The following is a 19,385-nucleotide window of genomic DNA, read 5'->3' on the forward strand; positions in this document are numbered from 1 at the left end:
GGGCGGCCCCGGCCCGGGACGGGTCGACCCGGGCCGGCGCGAGCGAAGCCGGACCGTACGAGGCCGGACCGCCCGGCCCGGGGCCTTCGAGCCCCCGCCGGAGCCGTCGCGGCCCGGCCCGAACCGCCGCGCTCCGGACCGCCCCGGCTACGGAATCGTGCGCGAGACGATGTACACCATGGGGTGGTCCGTCTCCGAGCCGTTCACCACTATGTCCTGGGTGGGCGCCGGGTCCTTCTGCTTGTGGACGAGCCCCCACCAGGGGCCGACCCCCGTGAACTCCCAGCCGACGACGTTCTGGTTGCGGTCGCTGATGGTGAGGTGGTCCTTCTTCAGGGCGGAGCGGGAGGTGCCGACGCCCTTGAGGAACTGGTCGAGGCCGGCCTGGGTGGTCCCGAACTGGACGTACAGCCGGCTGGTCTTCCAGTTGTTCGTCTCGTAGTAGGCGACGTCGGTCGACTTGCCGGGGATCGGCACCTGGTAGAGACGGCGCTGGACGCGCGAGGGCCAGCCCGCGGTGAGGCCGGTCGCCGAGTACTTCTTCTCCTTGTCCTTGCCGCTGTTGCGGCTCTGGTCGGCGGAGATCACCAGGTAGCCGGCCGGCACCCCGATGAGCAGCACGATGATCAGCAGGGTCAGGGCGCGGCGGCGGAACCTGTGGCGCGGGTCCTCGGGGGGCCGCTGGGGCTCGTCCGGGGACGTCGCCTGACGGGGGAGCGAGGCGGTCACTGCGTCTCCTGCTGGGTCGTGCGGCGGGCCTCGGCGTAGCGCTCGTAGCGTTCGTAGCGCTCGACCCGGCGGCGCTTGGCGCGCCGGAAGCGGCGGGCGACGAGACGGGCGAGGTCGGCGGCGCCGACCATGCCGGCCTCGGGTCCGAGCTGGGCGCGGGCGATCCGCGCCTCGGGGCGGTAGCCGCGGCCCGTGAGGTGCCGGCGGAAGGCGTCGCGGGCGGGACCGATCAGCAGGTCGTCGGCGGCGCTCACGCCGCCGCCGATGACGAAGCAGGAGGGGTCGAGCGCGGCGGCCAGGTTGGCGATGCCGACGCCGAGCCACTGGCCGATGTCCTGGAGGAGCTCGACGCACATGGCGTCGCCCTCGCGGGCCAGCTCGGTGATCATCGGTCCGGTGATGTCACCGACGTTGCCCTTGACGTGCTCGATGATCCCGAAGGCCACCGGGGAGTCGGCGGCGGCGAGTTCGCGGGCCTCGCGGACCAGCGCGTTGCCGGAGCTGTACTGCTCCCAGCAGCCGCGGTTGCCGCACGGGCAGCGGTGGCCGCCGGGCACGACCTGCATGTGGCCGAACTCGCCGGCGACCCCGAACTTGCCGCGCTTGACCTGGCCGTCCTCGAGGATCGCGCCCCCGATGCCGGTGCCGAGCGTGATCATCACGAGGTGGTCCTCGCCGCGGCCGGCGCCGAAACGCCACTCGGCCCAGGCGGCTGCGTTGGCGTCGTTGTCGACGAGGACGGGGACCGCGAGCCGTCCGGCGAGCCGGTCGCGGAGCGGCTCGTTGCGCCAGGACAGGTGGGGGGCGAAGAGGATGCGGTTGCGCTCCGCGTCGACCCAGCCGGCCGCCCCGATGCCGACGGCGTGCACGTCGTGCCGGTCGGAGAGGTCGAGGACCAGCTCGACGATGGTGTCCTCGACGACCTTGGGGCTCTTGGACTTGTCCGGCGTCTCGGCGCGGACCTTCTCCAGGATGTTGCCGTCGGCGTCCACGACGCCCGCCATCACCTTCGTGCCGCCGATGTCGATGCCGACGGTGGGGACGCGGGGTGCCGTGAGGTGGGAGCGGCGCTCGCGGGTGCCCACGGTCCGCAGGACGGTGGCCCGCGCGGAGCCCATGGGGGTGCCCGCCGCGCGTGCGGAGCCGAGCGCTCGGGGCAGCGCGAGGTCGCGGTAGGTGCTCATCGCGCCGATTCTGCCCTACGCCGCACCGGCGCCGCATCGTGGAAGCACGGTGACGCCTGTGACGTGTGGGCCCCTTGTGACCCGGTCCGGCCGGTCCGCGCAGCCGTCCGGGTCACCTGCCCGCACCCCTCAGCCGGCTCGGTTCTCCAGCTCGTGGCGGAGGTCCTCCAGCTCGCTCCCGCCCGCCATCTGGCGGGTCAGCTCGTCCAGGGTGATCCCGTCGCGGGTGTGGCTGCCCGACATGGTGCCCCGCTTCAGCAGCACGAAACGATCACCGACCAAATAGGCGTGATGCGGATTATGGGTGATAAATACAACACCCAGTCCGGCGTCCCGTGCGGCGGCCACATATTTGAGCACCACACCGGACTGCTTCACCCCGAGGGCCGCGGTGGGCTCGTCGAGGACGAGGACCTTGGCGCCGAAGTGGACGGCGCGGGCGATCGCGACGCACTGGCGCTCACCTCCGGAGAGGGTGCCGATCGGCTGGTCGACGTCCCGGAGGTCGATGCCCATGCGCAGGAGTTCCGCGTGGGTCGTGCGCCGCATGTGCTCGACGTCGAGGTGCTTGAACGGGCCGAAGCCCTTGCGGGGCTCGGAGCCCAGGAAGAAGTTCCGCCAGACCGGCATCAGCGGGACGACGGCCAGGTCCTGGTAGACGGTGGCGATGCCGCGGTCCAGGGCCTCGCGGGGGGACGCCAGCCGGGTCTCCTCGCCCTCGATCCGCAGCGCCCCGCCGTCGTGCCGGTGCCGGCCCGCGATGATCTTGATGAGGGTGGACTTGCCCGCGCCGTTGTCGCCGAGGACGCAGGTGATGTGCCCCGCGTGGACCTCCAGCGAGACCCCTTCGAGGGCGCGGACGTTCCCGTAGTACTTGCTGACGTCGTCGAGCTCGACGAGCGCCGGGCGCCGCGCGGCGGTTTCCTCGTTCATGTTCTCCGTCGTCACTTCGCGGCCTCCGCGCGCTTGCGGACCCAGTGGTTGAGCAGGGTCGCGAGGAGCAGCATCACGCCGAGGAAGAACGTGAACCAGTCCGGGTTCCACTCGGCGAAGACGATGCCCTTGCTGACCATGCCGAAGATCAGCGCGCCCACGGCCGCGCCGATCGCGGAGCCGTAGCCGCCGGTGATCAGACAGCCGCCGATGACGGCGGCGATGATGTAGATCAGCTCGTTGCCGACGCCCTCGCCCGACTGCACGACGTCGAACGAGAACAGCAGGTGCTGGCCGGAGATCCAGGCGCCGAGGGCGACGCCCATGTAGAGGCCGATCTTGGTCCGGTCGACCGGGACGCCGACCGCGCGGGCCGCCTCCTCGCCACCGCCGACCGCGTAGATCCAGTTGCCGGCACGGGTGCGCAGCAGGATCCAGGTGGCCACGGCGACCAGGACCAGCCACCACAGGATCGTGATCTTGAAGTCGACGCCGCCGATCGTGACCGTCGAGGCGAAGACGGCCCGGGCGGAGGAGAAGCCCTCCATGTCGGCGATCGACTTGGTGGAGACGGTACCGCTGATCAGCTTGGTGAAGCCGAGGTTCATGCCGGTCAGCATCAGGAAGGTGCCGAGCGTGATGATGAAGCTCGGCGGGTCCGTGCGGGTCAGCATGACCCCGTTGAAGACGCCGATCGCGAGGGTGACGGCCAGCGAGACGAACACGCCGACCCAGACGTTCGCGGTCATCTGGTAGCTGAACATCGACGAGATCAGCGCGGAGCTGGTCACCATGACACCGGCGGAGAGGTCGAACTCGCCGCCGATCATCAGCAGCGCGACCGGGACGGCCATGATGCCGATGGTCGACGCCGCGTACAGGACGGTGCTGAGGCTCGCGGGCCGGACGAAGCTGTCCGCGAAGACGGCGAAGAAGACGAAGACCGCGACCGCGCCGACGACGGAGCCGAGTTCGGGGCGGCTCAGCAGCCTGCGCAGGGGCGAGGTCCTCAGGAGGCGTTCGTCGGTCCGGGGGCCGGGAGCCGGAGCGGGTGCCGTGGCGGTCATCGCGTCCCCCGCCCCGCGTACTGCTCCAGCTCGGAGGCCTGGTCCTTGGTGACGATCTGCGGTCCGGTCAGGACGGGCTTGCCGCCGCCGAGGACGTCGGCGTTGTACTTGTGGAGCCAGAGCAGGTCGACGGCCTCGTAGCCCTGGAGGTAGGGCTGCTGGTCGACGGCGAGGCCGAGGGTGCCGTCCTTCAGCTCGGCGGCGACCTTGGCGTTCAGGTCGAAGGTGTCGACCTCGGCCTTGCTGCGCGCGTCCTGCCGGGCCTTGACCGCGGTGTCCGCGAACGGCGCGCCGAGCGTGACGACGGCGTCGATCGAGGAGTCCGCCTGGAGCTTGGAGCCGATCGAGGACTGGACACCCGGCATGTCGGTGCCCTGGACGTACAGATTCTGCACGGTGCCGTGGAAGGTCTTCCTGATACCGGCGCAGCGCTGCTCGTGTCCGACGTTGCCCTGCTCGTGCAGGACGCACAGGGCCTTCTTGCGGCCCCGCCGGTTCAGCTCGTCACCAACGGCCTCGCCGGCGATCGTCTCGTCCTGGCCGATGTGGGTGAGGGCGCCGAACGCCTTGGACTCGGCGGACCCGGAGTTCACCGTGATCACCGGGATGCCGGCCTTGCGGGCGCGCGCGACGGCGGCCTTCATCGCGTCGGGCTTGGCGAGCGTGACGATGATGCCGTCGACCTTCTTGTCGACGGCGGCGTCGACGAGCTGCGCCTGCTGCTGTGCCTCGTCGTCGTGCGAGTACAGGAAGTTGATGTTGTCCTTGACGGCGGCCTGCTTCGCACCGTTCTGGACGATGTCCCAGAAGGTGTCGCCATCGCCCGAGTGCGTGATCATCGCGAAGGTCCACCGGGGCGTGTTCACCGCGGCCCTCCCCTCGGCCGCCGCCGCTCTGCGGGCGTCCTCGGCTCGCTTCCCCCCGGTGCTGCTGCATCCCGCGAGGGACGCCGTCAGCGCCCCCGCCAGCGCGATGCCCACCCAGGTCCGTGTCCGTGCCACGAGGCCGTGCCCTTCTTGCCGTGCTCCTGGTCTGCCGGGCCGTGCGAACCGGCCCGGGGGCCCTTCCGCGGGCCCTTGGGAACCGGTTTCGTACCGGCCCAAACGACCAAGTATCGATCATTGGGACCATCCGCCCAAATCACGACCGGGGAGCCGTTCCCCCAGGGCCCTACGAGGGACGGAACTCGGCCCCAGGACCGCACGAGGAGCTGGAACTCGCCCTCAGGGCCTTACGAGGAGCTGGAACTCGAAGGAGTAGCGCGAGGCACGGTAGATGTGGGTGCCGAACTCGACGGCACGGCCCGTGTCGTCGAAGGTCGTGCGCTGCATGGTGAGGACGGGGGTCCCGGCCGGCTCGCCGAGCCGCTCGCCCTCGTCGGCGCTGGCCGCACGGGCTCCGACGGACTGGCGGGCGCTGTGGAGGGTGATCCCCGCGCCACGCATCAGCCGGTACAGGCCGGTCGCCTCCATCCGGTCACTGTCGAGCTCCAGCAGCTTGGGGGGCAGGAAGTTGCAGAGGTACGCCATCGGCTCGCCGTGCGCGAGGCGCAGGCGTTCGACGCGGTGGACCTCGCTCCCCTCGGCGACCGACAGGGCGGCGGCCACCTCGGTGGACGCCGGTTCGACGGTGTTGAGGACCACCTGGGTCGCGGGGCGCTGGCCGGCCGATTCCAGGTCGTCGAAGAGGCTGCTGAGTTCCAGGGGCCGCCTGACCTGGCTGTGCACGACCTGGGTGCCGACGCCCCGGCGCCGCACGAGCAGCCCCTTGTCGACGAGGGACTGGATGGCCTGACGGACGGTGGGACGGGAGAGGCCGAGGCGTCCGGCGAGCTCGATCTCGTTGCCGAGCAGGCTGCCCGGGGTCAGCGCCCCGGTCTCGATGGCGGCCTCCAGCTGCTGTGCCAGCTGGAAGTACAGCGGGACCGGACTGGTGCGGTCGACGCCGAGCCGGAGCGCCACGGTCGGATCCACCTCTGGTTTGGCCACGGATCGAGCGTAGCCCCGGGAGATGTTGACGGGAAGCTGCGAGGTTCGATTGTCCGGACAAACCATTGACAGCGCCTCGGGTCGCGCAGCAGTTTGGTCCCATGCGCATCGGACTCATCGGAGCGGGCCGTATCGGCACATTCCACGCGGCCACTCTCAGCCGTCACCGTGAGGTCGGCGGCTCCCTCATCGTCACGGACGCGGATCCCGTGCGGGCCCAGCGACTGGCGGACCGGCTGGGCGCGACGGCGGCGCCGACCGTGAACGAGATCTTCACCTGGGGCGTGGACGCGGTGGTCATCACCGCCGCGACCTCGGCCCACGCCGAACTGATCGGCCGGGCGGCCCGCTCCGGCCTCCCGGTCTTCTGCGAGAAGCCGATCGCCCTCGACCTCGCGGGCACGCTGGCGGCGCTCGCGGAGGTCGATGCCGCCGGGACCGTTCTGCAGATGGGTTTCCAGCGCCGTTTCGACGTCGGCTACACGGCCGCCCGTGAGGCGGTGCGCTCGGGCCGGCTCGGCCGGCTGCACACCGTCCGCGCCATGACCTCCGACCAGTCGCCGCCCCCGGCCGAGTACCTCCCGCTCTCCGGCGGTCTCTACCGCGACTGTCTGATCCACGACTTCGACATGCTGCGCTGGGTCACCGGCCGCGAGGTCGTCCAGGTGTACGCGGCCGGCTCCGACGCCGGGCCCGCGCTGTTCCGCGAGGCCAACGACATCGACACCGGCGCGGCCGTCCTCACCTTCGACGACGGCATGCTCGCGACGGCGACCGCGACCCGGATGAACGGAGCGGGCTACGACGTCCGCATGGAGCTGTCCGGCGAGCTGGACCAGATCGCCGTCGGCCTGGACGACCGCACGCCGATCGCCTCCACCGAACCGGCCGGCCCACCGCCCGCGGACAAGCCGTGGACGGGTTTTCTGGAGCGCTTCGGACCCGCCTACGAGGCCGAGCTCGCGGCGTTCGTCGAGGTGGTCCGCGGTGAGCGCGCCAATCCCTGCGACGGCCGCGAGGCGCTGGAGGCGCTGCGTATCGCCGAGGCCTGCGAGCTGTCCCGGCGCGAGCGACGCCCGGTGTCGCCGGCGGAGATCCCGGGCGGACGCTGACCTCGTCCGTACCAGCCGGCGGACCGGAGTCGCCCCCGCGATCCCTCAGCCCAGAAGCCGGACGGCGGGGGCCTCCCCGTCCACGCCGAGCGGACCCTCGCAGTGCTTGCACGTCAGGCGGTGCGGCCGCACGAGGTTGGTCTGGAGGCTGTCCGTCCCCGACTCCTTCGCCTCCGGACAGTGGTAGCCGAGATGGAACCGCACCCAGGGGTGGCTGGTGGGCGCGGCGGACCTGCCGCCGTCCCGGGTGTCGGTGAAGGGCGCCCACCAGAAGTCGACCAGGGCCCGGACCGCGATCCGGTCCCGGCCGCTCGTCGTGTCGAACCCCGCGATCCGGGCGGCGGTGTGGTGGCTCTTGAACCCGCTCCGGCTGCCGGAGCACAGGGCCCGCTCGGCCCCGCGCTCGAACACCGTCGTCCGCCCGAGCCGCTCGCAGACGAAACAGTCGAGGCTGAACTCCAGCCGGGAGCGCCAGTAGAGCTGGTGGCGCCCGTCCAGACCGGTCAGCTCAGCGGTGATCGACGCCGTACGCAGCACGGTCCCCCCTCCCCAGGCGGCACCCGGCCGCTCACCAGCGCACCGGCATACGGCGCACACCTCGCATCAGCATGCCGGGCAGCCAGCCGCTCGGCGGTCCGTCGAGCGCCAGGTCCGGGCACCGCTCCAGCAGGGAGCGGAGCGCCACGCGGGCTTCGAGCCGGGCCAGCGGCGCGCCCAGACAGTAGTGGATGCCGTGTCCGAAGGCGAGGTGGCCCCGGGTCTCGCGCCCCTGGTCGAAACGGTCGGGTGCCGGATAGCGCGCCGCGTCGCGGTCGGCCGCGCTGAGGCAGACCATCACCTCTTCCCCGGCCGCGATCGCCGTGCCGCCGATGTCGAGCGGCTCGGCGGCACAGCGGAAGGTCGCGTTCTCCACCGGTCCGTCGTGCCGCAGGGTCTCCTCGATGGTGCCGTCCAGCAGGGTCATGTCGGCGCGCAGGGAAGCGAGTTGCCCCGGATTGCCGAGCAGGGACCGGACGACACCGGTGATGAGGTTGACCGTCGTCTCATGTCCGGCGACCAGGAGCAGGAACGCCATGCCGCGCAACTCCCGCGCCGAGAGCCGGTCGCCGTCCTCGGCGGTGGTGCGGATCAGTGAGCTGAGCAGGTCGTCCGCGGGACCCGCGCACCGCTTGTCCTCGATCAAGTCGCGCAGGTACGCGGCCAGTTCGACGAACGCCTTCTGCTCGCTCTCGCCGCTGGTGGGCGCGACGATCTCCGTGGACAGCGCGCGGAAGGCAGGACGGTCCGGCTCGGGCACGCCGAGCAGCTCACAGATGACGGTCAGCGGGAGCGGATAGGCGAAGGACTCGACGAGGTCGGCGCGCCCGCGCGGCAGCATCGCGTCGAGCAGTTCGTCGGTGATCTCCTGGATCCGCGGACGCAGCGCCGCGACCCTCCGGCCGGTGAACTCGCCCGCGATCAGGGTCCGCAGGCGGGTGTGCTGCGGCGGGTCGGAGAGGAGCATGTGCTCGCCGATCAGGTCGTCGCCGTAGAAGACGAACCCCTCCGCCTTCTTGGCCAGCCGCGGGTCGGCGAGCGCGGCCCGCGCCTCCTCGTACCCCACGACGAGCCAGGTCTCGTGTCCCTGGTCCGGCGGTGGCAGCCGCACCCGGTGCACCGGACCGAGCGCGCGTAATTCCGCGTAGACCGGATGCGGGTCCTCGGCGAACCGCGCTCCGTACTCCCCCAGATCGATCACGACCGCTCCCTCCCGTCACCCCGCCCAACGCGCGGGGACCCCGGTCAGTGCCCGTCCGTCTCCAGCAGTCCGGCGTCGTACGCCAGCAACGCGATCTGCACCCGGTTGTTCAGGCCGAGCTTGGCGAGGATGCGGGACACATGGGTCTTGACCGTGGCGACGCTCATGAACAGCCCGGCGGCGATCTCCGCGTTGGAGCTACCCCGGCCGACCTCGACCGCGACCTCGCGCTCACGCTCGTTCAGGACGGCCATCCGGGCGCGGGCCGCGGACCGGCGGGTGTCCGGGGCGGAGCCCGCGGCGTGCTCCATCAGCTGCCGGGTGACGGCGGGCGACAGCACCGGGTCCCCGGCCGCGACCCGGCGCACCGCCGTGAGGATCTCCCCGGGCGGGGTGTCCTTGAGCACGAACCCGGCCGCGCCCGCGCGCAGCGCCCGCAGCACCTGTTCGTCGGCGTGGAAGGTCGTCAGGACGACGACCTGCGGTGCGTTCTCCCGTTCCCGCAGCCGCTCGGTGGCGGTCAGTCCGTCGACGCCGGGCATCCTGATGTCCATCAGTACGACGTCGGGCCGGACGCGGTCGACGAGGTCCTCCACCTCGCCACCGTCGGCGGCCTCGCCGACGATCTCCACGTCCTCGGCGCCGCCCAGCATCAGCGCGAGCCCCGCCCGCACGAGCGGATCATCATCGACGAGCGCCAGCCGAATCACAGTCATCCCCTCACCCAACCAGCTAGCCAAACCATCTCCCGCCCCTCCGCCCCTACCCAACCCCAGGGGCTCCGCCCCCGGCCCCGCTCCTCAAAACGCGCAGCTGGGCGAAGCTCAAGGAGTTCACCGAGCGTGAGGGGCACGCCCGGGTGACGCCGGAGGGGCTGAATCGTCCGGGACCGGAATGGTCAGGCACCACGATGCACCCGCAGCCGGCCGCGCACGCGAGGAGCCGCGCCGGTACATCGGCTCACGCACCACGATGCACCCGCAGCCGGCCGCCCACGCGAGGAGCCGCGCCGGTACATCGGCTCACGCACCACGATGCACCCGCAGCCGGCCGCGCACGCGAGGAGCCGCGCCGGTACATCGGCTCAGGCACCACGATGCACCCGCAGCCGGCCGCGCACGCGAGGGGCCGTGCCGGTACATCGATGCCCGTCGCCACCAACGCTCACATCGCTGTCCAACGGCGACGGGCTGATGCACCGGCACGGCCCCGACCCCCCACCGGACCGGACCCGGGGCCTCAGCCGAACCGCTCACGCCGCCCAGGGCAACCACGCCCGAACCAGAAACCCCCCACCCCCCTGCACCCCGTGCTCCAACCGCCCACCCGCCAACGTCGCCCGCTCCGTAAGCCCGATCAACCCCTGCCCGGACCCCGGCACCCGCGGCACCGGCCCCGGCGGCGCCGGATTGGCGACGGTCACCGTCAGACCGTCGCCCGCAGAACCCCGCACCGTCACCGTCACCTCCGCCCCCGGCGCATGCTTGCGCGCGTTCGTCAGCCCCTCCTGGGCGATGCGGTACGCGGTACGCCCCACGGACGCCGGCACGGCCCCCGGATCGAGCACCCCGTTGTCGAGCACGACCTCCGCCCCGGCGGAACGCGACTCCGCGACGAGCCCGTCGAGCGCCGCGAGCGTCGGCTGCGGCCGCCCCGCCTCCTCGCCGTCCCCCGCCCGCAGCACCCCGATGATCTCGCGCAGATCCTGCAGCGCCTCGTGCGCGCTCTCACGGATCACCCCCGCCGCCCGGGCGACCTCCTCCCGGGGCGCGTCGGGCCGGAACTCCAGCGCCCCGGCGTGCACGCTGAGCAGCGTGAGCCGGTGCGCGAGCACGTCGTGCATCTCGCGCGCGATCGCCTCCCGGGCGAGCCGCTGCGCCTGCTCGGCCCGCAGCGCCGCCTCGGTCTCGGCCCGCCGCGCACGGTCCCGCAGGCTCAGCATGAGCTGGCGTTTGGACCGTACGAACATGCCCCAGCCGACCACCGCGGAGGTGAGCAGCGCGGTGAGCGCGAGGGCGCCGAGATACGGCAGCTCGGGATCGGGCCGCAGCCAGAAGAACGCCGGGAGCAGCGCGATCTGGACACCGGCGACCCAGGCCACGTACCGGAAGGGCCGGTGGACGGCGAGCGTGAAGAGGGCGACGAGCCCCGCACCGCCCGCGGTGTTGGAGATCAGCCCGACGGGGACCATGGCGACGGCCAGCCCCAGCGGCCAGCGTCGCCGCAGCCACACTGCGGCGCAGGCGAGCGCGCCGATCGTCTGGTCGGCGACGGCGAGGCCGTGCGGGGTGCCGGGGTCGTCGGTCAGGGTGTTCGCCGCGGCGAGACCGATGACGACGGCCAGCAGGAAGCAGCCGAAGTCGACGACCCAGTCGCGCAGGGTGCGCCGGGGCCGCCCGGAGGTCCCCGTGCGCCCGGCGTCGGGGTCGAGGTCCGCGGCCACGGCCGAGGGCAGCAGCCAGCGCCGGGCGGGCAGGACCGGCGCGGGAACGTCATGCGGCACGGGCGCCGGGTTGTCACTCACGTTCCACAAATCTACGCAGCGGGACCCGACGTCACCTCTCCGCGAACGGGACCGGCGACCAAAGTCGAGGCGGTCGATACTTTCGTCAGGCGGAATACGCACGCAGGCCGACCTCGGTCGGACGGACCTCGCCCCGCGGCCGATGTGCTCGGGACGTCCGCGGGGCGAGGGTCGTGCCATGAAGCGGTTGCCGGAGGTGCTCGGTTTCGTCGCCCTGGTTCAGGGCGTCCCAGGTCTGGTCCGGGAGATCACCGGCAGGCCGCACGGGTGGGGACTGGTGCGGCGACCGGGCCTCCTGGCCGGTTCAGCAGCCGAAGTTGATCAGCTTGAACGTGACGTAGTGGTCCGAGGTGTAGTAGTCCTCCAGGGTCTTCTTGCCGGTCACGATGCGACGCGCACCACGCGTCGAGGAGCCCGGCGTGATGACCGTGTACTCGTGGTAGTACCCGGTGGACTGGGAGGGCAGGACACCTTCCCGGTTCTGGAAGACCGCCCCGTCCTGCGAGTACGGGAAGGGACCTCCCGAGTCGATCAGGTCCAGCGTGTCGTACGCCTGGGACGGCAGCGCGCCGTAACAGATGCTGCCGACGGAGGCGGCCGCCGCGTCGGCCGGAGCCATGGCGACGCCACCGACGAGCAGGGCGGACATGAGGGCCACGAGGGCCCCGATACGGGTGGTTCGTGGGGGGAATCTCATGCCCTTAGCATGACGCGCGTAGACAGTGACATGTCAATGACAAGGCAAGCGATTTCTTCCGTCAAGTCCCATGAATTTTCCGGGAGTTAACTTCTGGCGCCCGCCCCTCACGCCAGCGCCACACGCCACTGACTCCCGCCCGCTTGAAACCCCACCCACCGCCCCCGTCACCCGCAGCCGCCCGGCACCGGATCGGGTGCCGGGCTAACCGAAGCCGGATCGGGTGCCGGGCGAACCGAAGCCGGATCGGGTGCCAGGCGACCCGAAGCCGGATCGGGTGCCGGGCGAACCGAAGCCGGATCGGGTGCCGGGCGAACCGAAGGCCGAAGACCCACCGGACATCTACCGGCTGCCCGGACGGGCCTAGTAGCTCCCGTAAGAGGGGCTGCCCTCACGCTCGTACGTGTTGATCGCGACGCCCGCGCCGGTGATCGTGCCGCCGGTGCGCCGGAACGCGGTGGGGGTGGCGCCCTCGGTGAAGAGGCGGCGGCCGGCGCCGAGCACGACGGGGAAGGTCATCAGGTGAAGGGTGTCGATCAGCCCCAGCGCCAGCAGGGACTGCGCGAGGACGGCGCTGCCGTGGATCTGGAGCTCGCCGTCGATGCGCTCCTTGAGGGCGGTGACCTCCTTGCCGAGGTCGCCGCTGATCACGGTCGTCCCCTCCCAGGCGGGTTCCGTGAGCGTCGAGGAGGCGACGTACTTGGGCAGGGCGTTCAGCTTGGCGGCGATCGGGTCGGCCGGGTCGGTCATCTTCGGCCAGTAGCCCGCGAAGATCTCGTACGTGCGGCGGCCCAGCAGGAAGGCGTCGACCCGGGAGAAGTTGTCGACGACGAAGTTCCCGAAGTCGTCGTCGCCGAAGGGAACGCTCCAGCCGCCCTGGGAGAACCCCCCGCTCGGGTCCTCCTCGGGACCGCCGGGCGCCTGGTGGACTCCGTCGATGCTGACGAACGCGGTGAGGGTGAGCTTGCCCATGGCGGTGCCTGCTTCCTTGCGGTGGGGTCATCTGCCATCAGGGCAGACCCCGGGGGCGCCCGCAACTCATCGGTGCGCACGCCGACGCATGTCGAACTCGCCCCCCTCACGGGCCGGCACCCCACACCACCCGCTCGCATGCCGACGCCGATGACCTCCGCACCCTCACCCCGCGTCGGTCGAGAACAACCCGCCCGTCGGCCCCTGCTTGTCGCCGCCCTGGGCCTTCCTCAGGGCGTTGGCCAGGCTCTCGATGGTGAGGGACTGGAGGATCACCCGTCCGTTGCCCTCCAGGGTGGCCAGCGACAGGCCCTCGCCACCGAAGACCGCGTTCATCAGCCCCTGCCGGTTGAGACCGCCGATGCGCTGGACGCCGTACTGGATGCCCTCCTCGAAGGCGACCACACAGCCGGTGTCCACCTCGATGCGGCCACCGAAGTCGGCGGGGTTCAGGTCGATGAAGTTCCCCGCGCCCGCGATGATCACCGTGCCCCGGCCGGTGAACTTCTCCAGGACGAATCCCTCTCCGCCGCTGCGCCCGGTCCGGCCGCCCTGGAAGGCGATGCCGAACTGCACGGTGGACTCCGCAGCGACGAAGGCGTCCTTCTCGGCGAACCACGCGCGGCTGCCGTCGAGCTCCAGGGCCCGCATCTCGCCGGGCAGGACCCCCGCGAAGCCGACGGTGCCCTCGCCTCCCGTCGACGTGAAGTACTGGAACGCCAGCGATTCACCCGCGAGGGCGCGCTGACCCGCCTGCATGGCGGTGCCCACGGCCTGGCGCAGCATCCCGCCCATGCCGCCCGCGCCGCCGCGCTGTCCGCCGCCCCCGCCGGCCGACGGTCCGGACAGGCGGGTCTCCATGGTCACGTTGGTCGTCTTGAACAGGAACTTTCCCGCTTCGCAGTACACGGTCTGGCCGAGGCCCAGGTTGACGACCGCCATCTGCATGGCATTGCCGACGATCTCTTGCTGAAGGGTCACGCCGGAAGAACGTCGGAAACGGAACAAAGAGTTCCGCCTGGCCGGGTGACGTGCGCACCCACGCGCTCGCCTCCCCGGCCGGGGCTCTCCCGGCACCCGTCCGCGTCCCGGCCGAAGCCCTGGACCGTGTCGCCCCGGCACCCGTCCGCGACCCTGCCGAAGCCCTGGACCGTGTCGCCCCGGCTCGCGTCCGCCCTAGGGCCTGTCTGACAGTTCCCGTCTGCGGGCGACGACGCGAATTGTCAGACAGGCCCTAGTCCTGGAACACCCGGTCGGCCCCCTGGCCGCCGGAGAGCCGGTCCGTGCCCGTGCCGCCGTGCAGCAGATCGTTGCCGGTGTTGCCGTAGATCGTGTCGCCGCCCGCGTCGCCGTACAGCCTGTCGTTGCCGCGGCCGCCGGAGATGAGGTCGGCACCGGCCCCGCCGTGGACGACGTCGTCGCCGTCGTCGCCGTACAAGCCGTACTCCTGACCCGAGGCGGTGCCGAAGAGGACGTCGTCGCCGGGGCCGCCGTGGCACGTGACGGCACAGCCGGTGAGCGTGTCGTCGCCCGCGCCGCCGAAGGATCCCGTGCCGTAGACACCGCCGCCGCCGGTGAGACGGTCGTCGCCGTCGTCCCCGTAGATCACGGTGCCGCCGTTGCCCTTGAGGACGTCGTCGCCCTTGCCGCCGTGCAGCGTGCTCAGCACGGGTCCGGTGGCCGTCACCGTGTCGTCGCCGTCGCCGAGATAGGCCTCGTAGTCGTCCAGTTCGCCGGTGCCCCCGACGCCCGCGTACGTCGTGCACTCGACGACCTTGTGATCGGCCGCCGTCGGATAGCGGCACGTGTCCACGGTGAAGGTGATGGTGTACCTGTCGCGGAAGGTGGTGTGGACCTCGTAGTGGTCCTCGGAGCCGACGTCGACGTTCCTGGCGGTGACCTTCAGGTCGTTGGCCTGCCCGGCGGCGGCCGTGTACCGGAGGTTCCCGTAGGCGGTGCGGCCGATCGAGGCCGGACCCGCCGTGACGGCGTCGGCGGTGGTCCCGCACCCACGCCCGTACCGGCGGCGAGAGCGAGCGAGGCGGTGGTGGCGATCGTCCTTAACGTGCGCATGCGGAAATGGCCCTTCGCGGAGTCGGTGGTGAACGAGCCGGCGGGGAAGGCCGCCGGCTTCTGCGTCGTCGGCGCCGCCCTCGTCGTCACGGCGGCCGGCGGTCGATCGGTGCCCCCGCAGTGGTGTGCGGGTGGTCCTGGTGCTGGTTCACCCGGTGGGACACCGTGCCCCGGGCGGGGGTTGTAGCGGATTTCCGCTCATCGACCGGACGAAGCCTTGTTTCGCCCGCCGTTCACCGGTGGGACACCGGCATGCGGCCGCCGATCCTCCACGGTGTCACCCGGCACTGGAGACATATGGATGCCCGACCTCTCCACCAACCGCCGTGCCCCGCGCGGGACTTGATGCCCGGAGACGGGCCGTGTGCGGCTCCGCTCCGGAGATCGCTACGATGCGCCGGGGCCGCGCCCAGGAAGCGCGGAAAACGTTTTCAGGAGGGGGATTCCTGTGTTCGTGCTGTCCGTACTGCTGCTCATAACCGCCGTGGTGCTCCTGCTGGTCGGCCGCGGCCGCACCGGAGCGGGCCAGTGGAAGCTCGGGGCCGCGCTCAGCGCCCTGGCCGCCCTGCTGGCGGGCGCCTTCGCCTGCGTCCAGGTCGTCGACGCCTCCGAGGTCGGCGTGCCGGTGACCTTCGGCAAGATCGGCACCCCGCTGGTCTCGGGCGTCCACCTCACGTCGCCGTTCACCGACGTCACGTCCTTCTCCACCCGCCCGGTGGACCTCGACCTCAACGGCAAGGACCGGGTGGAGGTCCGGTCCTCGCAGGGCGGGGTGCTGTACGCGGACGTCACCGTCAAGTGGGCCGTGGTGCCGGGCAAGGCCGTCGCGCTGTACCGGCTGGCGGGCAGCGGGGACGCCGTCGAGGAGCGGCTGGTGCTGCCGGACAGTCGCGAGATCATCCGCAACGTCTTCGCGAAGCACACCAGCGAGGAGGGCTACGCGTCCGCCCGTGAGCAGATCGGCTCGGAGATCGCCGCCCTCGTCAAGGAACGGCTGGCACCGCGCGGGATCGACGTCACGTCCGTGAACCTGCGCAATGTGCGTCCGTCGGACAAGCTGCAGGAGCAGATCGACAAGAAGATCCAGCAGGAGCAGGCCACCGAGCGGGCCACCGAGGCGGCCCGTACGGCGAAGGCGGAGGCGGAGCGCAAGCGGATCGAGGCGGAGGGCATCGCCCGCGCCAACAAGATCATCGAGCGGTCGCTGAGCGACAAGGTGCTCTACAACCAGTGCCTGGAGGCGTACAAGGAGGCCGCGAAGTCCAACCCGGTGTACGCCGTGCCGTGCGGTACGGACGCGAACGGCACGCCGGTCATCGTGGACAACGGCAAGAAGTGACACCGGTGCAGGGCGGCCCGGCCGGTCGCCCTGCGTCCGGTGCGCCGGCCTGCCTCAGGAACCGGCCGTGCGCCGGGGCGGGTCGAAGGTGTAGAGGCCGAGGATGTCCGGGAGCGGCGCCACTCCCGGACCGCCGGCCCGCGCCCAGGCCACGATGTCCTCGGTCGCGTCCGGGTCGTTGACGAGTCCGAGCCAGACCGGACGTCCGCCCGCGGCCCGGCCCGCGGAGGACGGCTGTACGACGACGACGTTGGCCTGGTCGCACACGTCGAGGCACTCGGAGATACGCACCGGCACCTCCGCTCGCAGGCGCGCGGTCTGCGCGGCGTGGTCCACTCCGGTCACCTTGGGACTGCCGCAGCAGCAGTCCCGGCAGACGACGACCCGGCACGGCGCGGGTCCGGCCCGCCCAACGGGCCTTTCTGACACATGTCCTGACGGTGTATCGGGCACGGGGTGCCCCTCCCCTCCCGGGGAGATCCGCCCCGGTGTCGCTGAGGAGGCGACCGCGTGAGTCTCCTGGCTCCCGGATCTCCGAACGCCCGGCCCCGCCGCCCCGGTCGGGGCGGTGGCACACCGGAACGCGCTCACCGGTCACAGTGGCGGGACCGCGCCGGATTCACACCGGCTTCCTCGTACCGCCGTCGCCTTATGTCGCCGGTCATCCTCTCATCCGCCGGAGTCGGCCCCGCGGCCGGAGAAATCGGTCCCCCGTCTGCGAAGTCGGCTCCGGGTCCCGCGAATTCGGTGTCCGTTCGCCGCCAGCGCCCCGGCTGCGCGGGAGGTGGGATGGACGCATGACTTCTCAGGAGACCATGAACGGCAAGGTGGCCCTCGTGACCGGTGGGAGCCGGGGCATCGGGGCCGCGACGGCGCTGCGGCTGGCCCGCGAGGGTGCGGACGTGGCCGTGACCTATGTGAACGGCAAGGAGGCGGCGGAGGACGTCGTCCGGGGTGTCGAGGCGCTCGGACGCCGGGGGCTCGCGCTGCGCGCGGACTCGGCCGACCCGGTGGAGTCCGGCTCGGTGGCCGACCGGGTCGTCGCGGAGTTCGGACGGCTCGACGTGCTCGTCAACAACGCGGGCGTCGGTGTGCTGGGGCCGCTGGAGTCCCTGTCCCTGGAGGATGTGGACCGGGTGCTCGACGTGAACGTCCGGGGGGTCTTCCTGGCTTCCCGGTCCGCCGCGCCGCACCTCGGGGACGGCGGGCGGATCGTGACGATCGGGAGCTGCATGACGCAGAGGGTCCCCGGCCCCGGGGGAACGCTCTATGCGATGAGCAAGTCCGCGCTGACCGGCCTGACCAAGGCACTCGCGCGGGAGCTGGGCGCCCGCGGGATCACCGCCAACATCGTCCATCCCGGCCCCGTCGACACGGACATGAACCCGGCGGACGGCCCCTACGCCCCGGACCAGAGCGCGATGACCGCCGTGGGCCGCTTCGGCGCCGCCGAGGAGGTCGCCTCGATGGTCGCGTACCTGGCGAGCGGGGAGGCGGCGTACGTGACGGGTGCGGAGTTCTCCGTGGACGGAGGCCACGCGGCCTGACACCCACCCCACGCCGCACGTGTCCTCGGCGGACGGCCCTTGCCAGCCGGGCCCCGAGCGGCGCGGACATCCCGGCCCCGACCGCGCGCCCCTGACCCGGCGGGTCAGACCGCACCCACCCCGACAGGACCACCCGGAGCAGAAGGACCGAGCGGCGCGGGCCACGCCGCGGGCCCCCGCGCCACACGGACCAGACCTGCACGGGGGCCGACCGCTCGGGGCGAGCATCGCGGGCCCCGGCCTCACGGTCACCGACCTCAGGGGGCGGACATCCCCGGCCCCCGCCTCCCGGTCACCGGCCTCACGGGGCGGAGACCACCGACCCTCTCGCTTCAGCCGCCCAGTTCCTGGTGGCGGGCCGTCAGGGCCGACGCTCCCGGCTCCGTGAGGGAGCCGAAGAGGCGGAGGCGGGAGATGCCTCCGTCCGGGAAGATGTCCACGCGCGCGTGCGTGCCGACGGCCGGGGCGGCGAGCGGGAAGCGGTGGTTCGTGTCGGGCTGGAGGCGGGTGCGGGGCAGGATCTCGGTCCACTCCCCCGTGTCGCCGTTCCGTACCGACACCGAGGCCCAGCCGGCGCTGTTGCCCTTCAGATACGCCGTGTCGATCTCCAGGGCACGGATCTCGGACTGGGCGGCGAGGCGGTAGCGGATCCAGTCGTGGCCGTCGTCGCGGCGCCGGCGGGTCTCCCAGCCGTCGTCCATCTTGCGCGAACGGCCGGGCTGGATGGTGTTGGCGGCGGGCGAGTAGAAGAGGTCGGAGGCGTCCTCGACCTGTCCGCCGTTCTCCAGGGCGACCACGTCGAAGGTGCCGAGGGCGGACAGCCAGCGCGGGTCGGGCACGACCTCGCCGTACACCCGCAGGCGCGCGATGCCCCCGTCGGGATGCTGGTTGACGCGCAGGTGCGTGAACCGCTGTTCCATCTGGACCGCGAACCCGTTGGCCGCGTGGCCGCCGACCGGGGTGCGCGGGACGAGGGTGGTCCACTTCACCTCGTCCGCGAGCAGTTCCTCGGGCGAGGGCGAACCGGGGACCGAGGCGCCCTCGACCGACACGGCCTGCGGGTAGTTGCCGCGGAAGTGGGCCGTGTCGACGACGATCCCGCGGACGACACCGGGGGCGCCGAGGCGCACGAGGGCCCAGTCGTGGTCCTCGGCGGTGGGCCACGGGTGCTCGGCCGAGACGCCGCGGCGGCGCCGGGTCTCCCAGCCGTCCATGATCTTGCCCTTGTGGCCGAAGTGCTCGGGGTCGAACACGGCGGCCCCGGGCAGCAGGAGGTTCTCACGCTGGGCGAAGAACTCGTCGTTGGCGGCGACGACCGCCGCGCCGAGCCGCCGGTCCGCGAGATCGGCGTACCGGGTGAAGGGGAAGTCGGCGGTGCGGTAGTCCGCGTACGGGTCTCCGCCTCCGTAGGGGTTCGCGTCTCCGGTGAAACTCTGGGGCGCCGTCACGGTGATCAGGGGTTCCTTTCGGGAGTCGGCCGCC

At 72.0% G+C, this 19,385-nt stretch carries 19 protein-coding genes and 1 riboswitch; of the genes, 3 read left to right on the top strand and 16 right to left on the bottom strand.

Translation table 11 applies throughout. The annotated features are described in order from the left end of the window. Nucleotides 1-147: 147 nt before the first annotated feature. The 6 genes from IO36_RS19635 to IO36_RS19660 all read right to left on the bottom strand — a co-directional run bounded on the left by IO36_RS19635 (nucleotide 148) and on the right by IO36_RS19660 (nucleotide 5,886). Entirely contained in the window at nucleotides 148-729 is a 582-nt protein-coding gene (locus tag IO36_RS19635) for a hypothetical protein (RefSeq protein ID WP_037621572.1), read from the bottom strand. After that, on the bottom strand, nucleotides 726-1,913 hold the full coding sequence (locus IO36_RS19640; RefSeq protein WP_037621573.1) for an ROK family glucokinase: 1,188 nt from the start codon (nucleotides 1,911-1,913) through the stop codon (nucleotides 726-728). The genes IO36_RS19635 and IO36_RS19640 overlap by 4 nt, the downstream gene beginning before the upstream one ends. A 129-nt stretch (nucleotides 1,914-2,042) precedes the next feature. Next, nucleotides 2,043-2,846 carry an ATP-binding cassette domain-containing protein gene (locus IO36_RS19645; RefSeq protein WP_037621974.1) on the bottom strand — a complete coding sequence of 268 codons (804 nt, stop codon included), beginning with the start codon at nucleotides 2,844-2,846 and terminating at the stop codon, nucleotides 2,043-2,045. Nucleotides 2,847-2,857: 11 nt separating this feature from the next. Then, entirely contained in the window at nucleotides 2,858-3,913 is a 1,056-nt protein-coding gene (locus IO36_RS19650; protein WP_037621575.1) for an ABC transporter permease, read from the bottom strand. Next, nucleotides 3,910-4,914: a sugar ABC transporter substrate-binding protein gene (locus IO36_RS19655; RefSeq protein WP_037621577.1), complete on the bottom strand. Its 1,005-nt coding sequence runs from the start codon at nucleotides 4,912-4,914 to the stop codon at nucleotides 3,910-3,912. Before IO36_RS19655 ends, IO36_RS19650 begins: the two co-directional genes overlap by 4 nt. Before the next feature lie 222 nt (nucleotides 4,915-5,136). Beyond that, a complete protein-coding gene (locus IO36_RS19660) occupies nucleotides 5,137-5,886 on the bottom strand; it encodes a GntR family transcriptional regulator (protein WP_037621578.1) in 750 nt (249 codons plus the stop codon). 116 nt (nucleotides 5,887-6,002) lie between these two features. Between IO36_RS19660 and IO36_RS19665 the strand changes: the two genes are divergently transcribed. Further along, on the top strand, nucleotides 6,003-7,013 hold the full coding sequence (locus IO36_RS19665; RefSeq protein ID WP_037621580.1) for a Gfo/Idh/MocA family protein: 1,011 nt from the start codon (nucleotides 6,003-6,005) through the stop codon (nucleotides 7,011-7,013). Nucleotides 7,014-7,058: 45 nt separating this feature from the next. On the opposite strand, the gene IO36_RS19670 is transcribed toward IO36_RS19665, so the two are convergent. The 8 genes from IO36_RS19670 to IO36_RS46890 form a co-directional block, all read right to left on the bottom strand. After that, nucleotides 7,059-7,550, bottom strand: a complete 492-nt coding sequence (locus IO36_RS19670) for a hypothetical protein (protein ID WP_037621582.1) — start codon at nucleotides 7,548-7,550, stop codon at nucleotides 7,059-7,061. Nucleotides 7,551-7,581: 31 nt separating this feature from the next. After that, on the bottom strand, nucleotides 7,582-8,751 hold the full coding sequence (locus IO36_RS19675) for a cytochrome P450 family protein (protein WP_037621583.1): 1,170 nt from the start codon (nucleotides 8,749-8,751) through the stop codon (nucleotides 7,582-7,584). Nucleotides 8,752-8,795: 44 nt separating this feature from the next. After that, on the bottom strand, nucleotides 8,796-9,467 hold the full coding sequence (locus IO36_RS19680) for a response regulator transcription factor (protein ID WP_037621585.1): 672 nt from the start codon (nucleotides 9,465-9,467) through the stop codon (nucleotides 8,796-8,798). Nucleotides 9,468-10,003: 536 nt separating this feature from the next. Then, the gene (locus IO36_RS19685) at nucleotides 10,004-11,275 is read right to left on the bottom strand and encodes a sensor histidine kinase (RefSeq protein ID WP_245173350.1); all 1,272 of its coding nucleotides are present in this window, start codon (nucleotides 11,273-11,275) and stop codon (nucleotides 10,004-10,006) included. 304 nt (nucleotides 11,276-11,579) lie between these two features. Next, a complete protein-coding gene (locus IO36_RS19690; RefSeq protein WP_037621587.1) occupies nucleotides 11,580-11,972 on the bottom strand; it encodes a guanyl-specific ribonuclease in 393 nt (130 codons plus the stop codon). A gap of 363 nt (nucleotides 11,973-12,335) precedes the next feature. Further along, nucleotides 12,336-12,944, bottom strand: a complete 609-nt coding sequence (locus IO36_RS19695) for a dihydrofolate reductase family protein (RefSeq protein WP_037621589.1) — start codon at nucleotides 12,942-12,944, stop codon at nucleotides 12,336-12,338. A 165-nt stretch (nucleotides 12,945-13,109) separates the two neighbouring features. Next, entirely contained in the window at nucleotides 13,110-13,925 is an 816-nt protein-coding gene (locus IO36_RS19700) for an AIM24 family protein (RefSeq protein WP_078943304.1), read from the bottom strand. A 253-nt stretch (nucleotides 13,926-14,178) separates the two neighbouring features. Further along, complete coding sequence (locus IO36_RS46890; protein WP_051900681.1) at nucleotides 14,179-14,757, bottom strand: calcium-binding protein; 579 nt, start codon at nucleotides 14,755-14,757, stop codon at nucleotides 14,179-14,181. A gap of 708 nt (nucleotides 14,758-15,465) precedes the next feature. Here IO36_RS46890 and IO36_RS19710 point away from each other — a divergent pair. Continuing rightward, nucleotides 15,466-16,356, top strand: coding sequence for a prohibitin family protein (locus IO36_RS19710; protein WP_037621590.1), 891 nt, complete (start codon nucleotides 15,466-15,468; stop codon nucleotides 16,354-16,356). 54 nt (nucleotides 16,357-16,410) lie between these two features. Here IO36_RS19710 and IO36_RS19715 read toward each other — a convergent pair whose 3' ends face one another. Then, nucleotides 16,411-16,785 carry a hypothetical protein gene (locus IO36_RS19715; RefSeq protein ID WP_037621593.1) on the bottom strand — a complete coding sequence of 125 codons (375 nt, stop codon included), beginning with the start codon at nucleotides 16,783-16,785 and terminating at the stop codon, nucleotides 16,411-16,413. An 84-nt stretch (nucleotides 16,786-16,869) separates the two neighbouring features. Then, nucleotides 16,870-16,990: riboswitch (cobalamin riboswitch) on the bottom strand. A gap of 163 nt (nucleotides 16,991-17,153) precedes the next feature. Between IO36_RS19715 and IO36_RS19720 the strand changes: the two genes are divergently transcribed. Next, nucleotides 17,154-17,903 carry a 3-oxoacyl-ACP reductase family protein gene (locus IO36_RS19720; RefSeq protein WP_037621595.1) on the top strand — a complete coding sequence of 250 codons (750 nt, stop codon included), beginning with the start codon at nucleotides 17,154-17,156 and terminating at the stop codon, nucleotides 17,901-17,903. A gap of 332 nt (nucleotides 17,904-18,235) precedes the next feature. Here the strand turns inward: IO36_RS19720 and alc are convergent, their stop codons facing one another. Further along, nucleotides 18,236-19,351: an allantoicase gene (alc, locus tag IO36_RS19725; RefSeq protein ID WP_037621597.1), complete on the bottom strand. Its 1,116-nt coding sequence runs from the start codon at nucleotides 19,349-19,351 to the stop codon at nucleotides 18,236-18,238. Nucleotides 19,352-19,385 lie beyond the last annotated feature (34 nt).

It is taken from the genome of Streptomyces aureus, assembly GCF_000725495.1.
GTDB lineage: Bacteria > Actinomycetota > Actinomycetes > Streptomycetales > Streptomycetaceae > Streptomyces > Streptomyces aureus_B.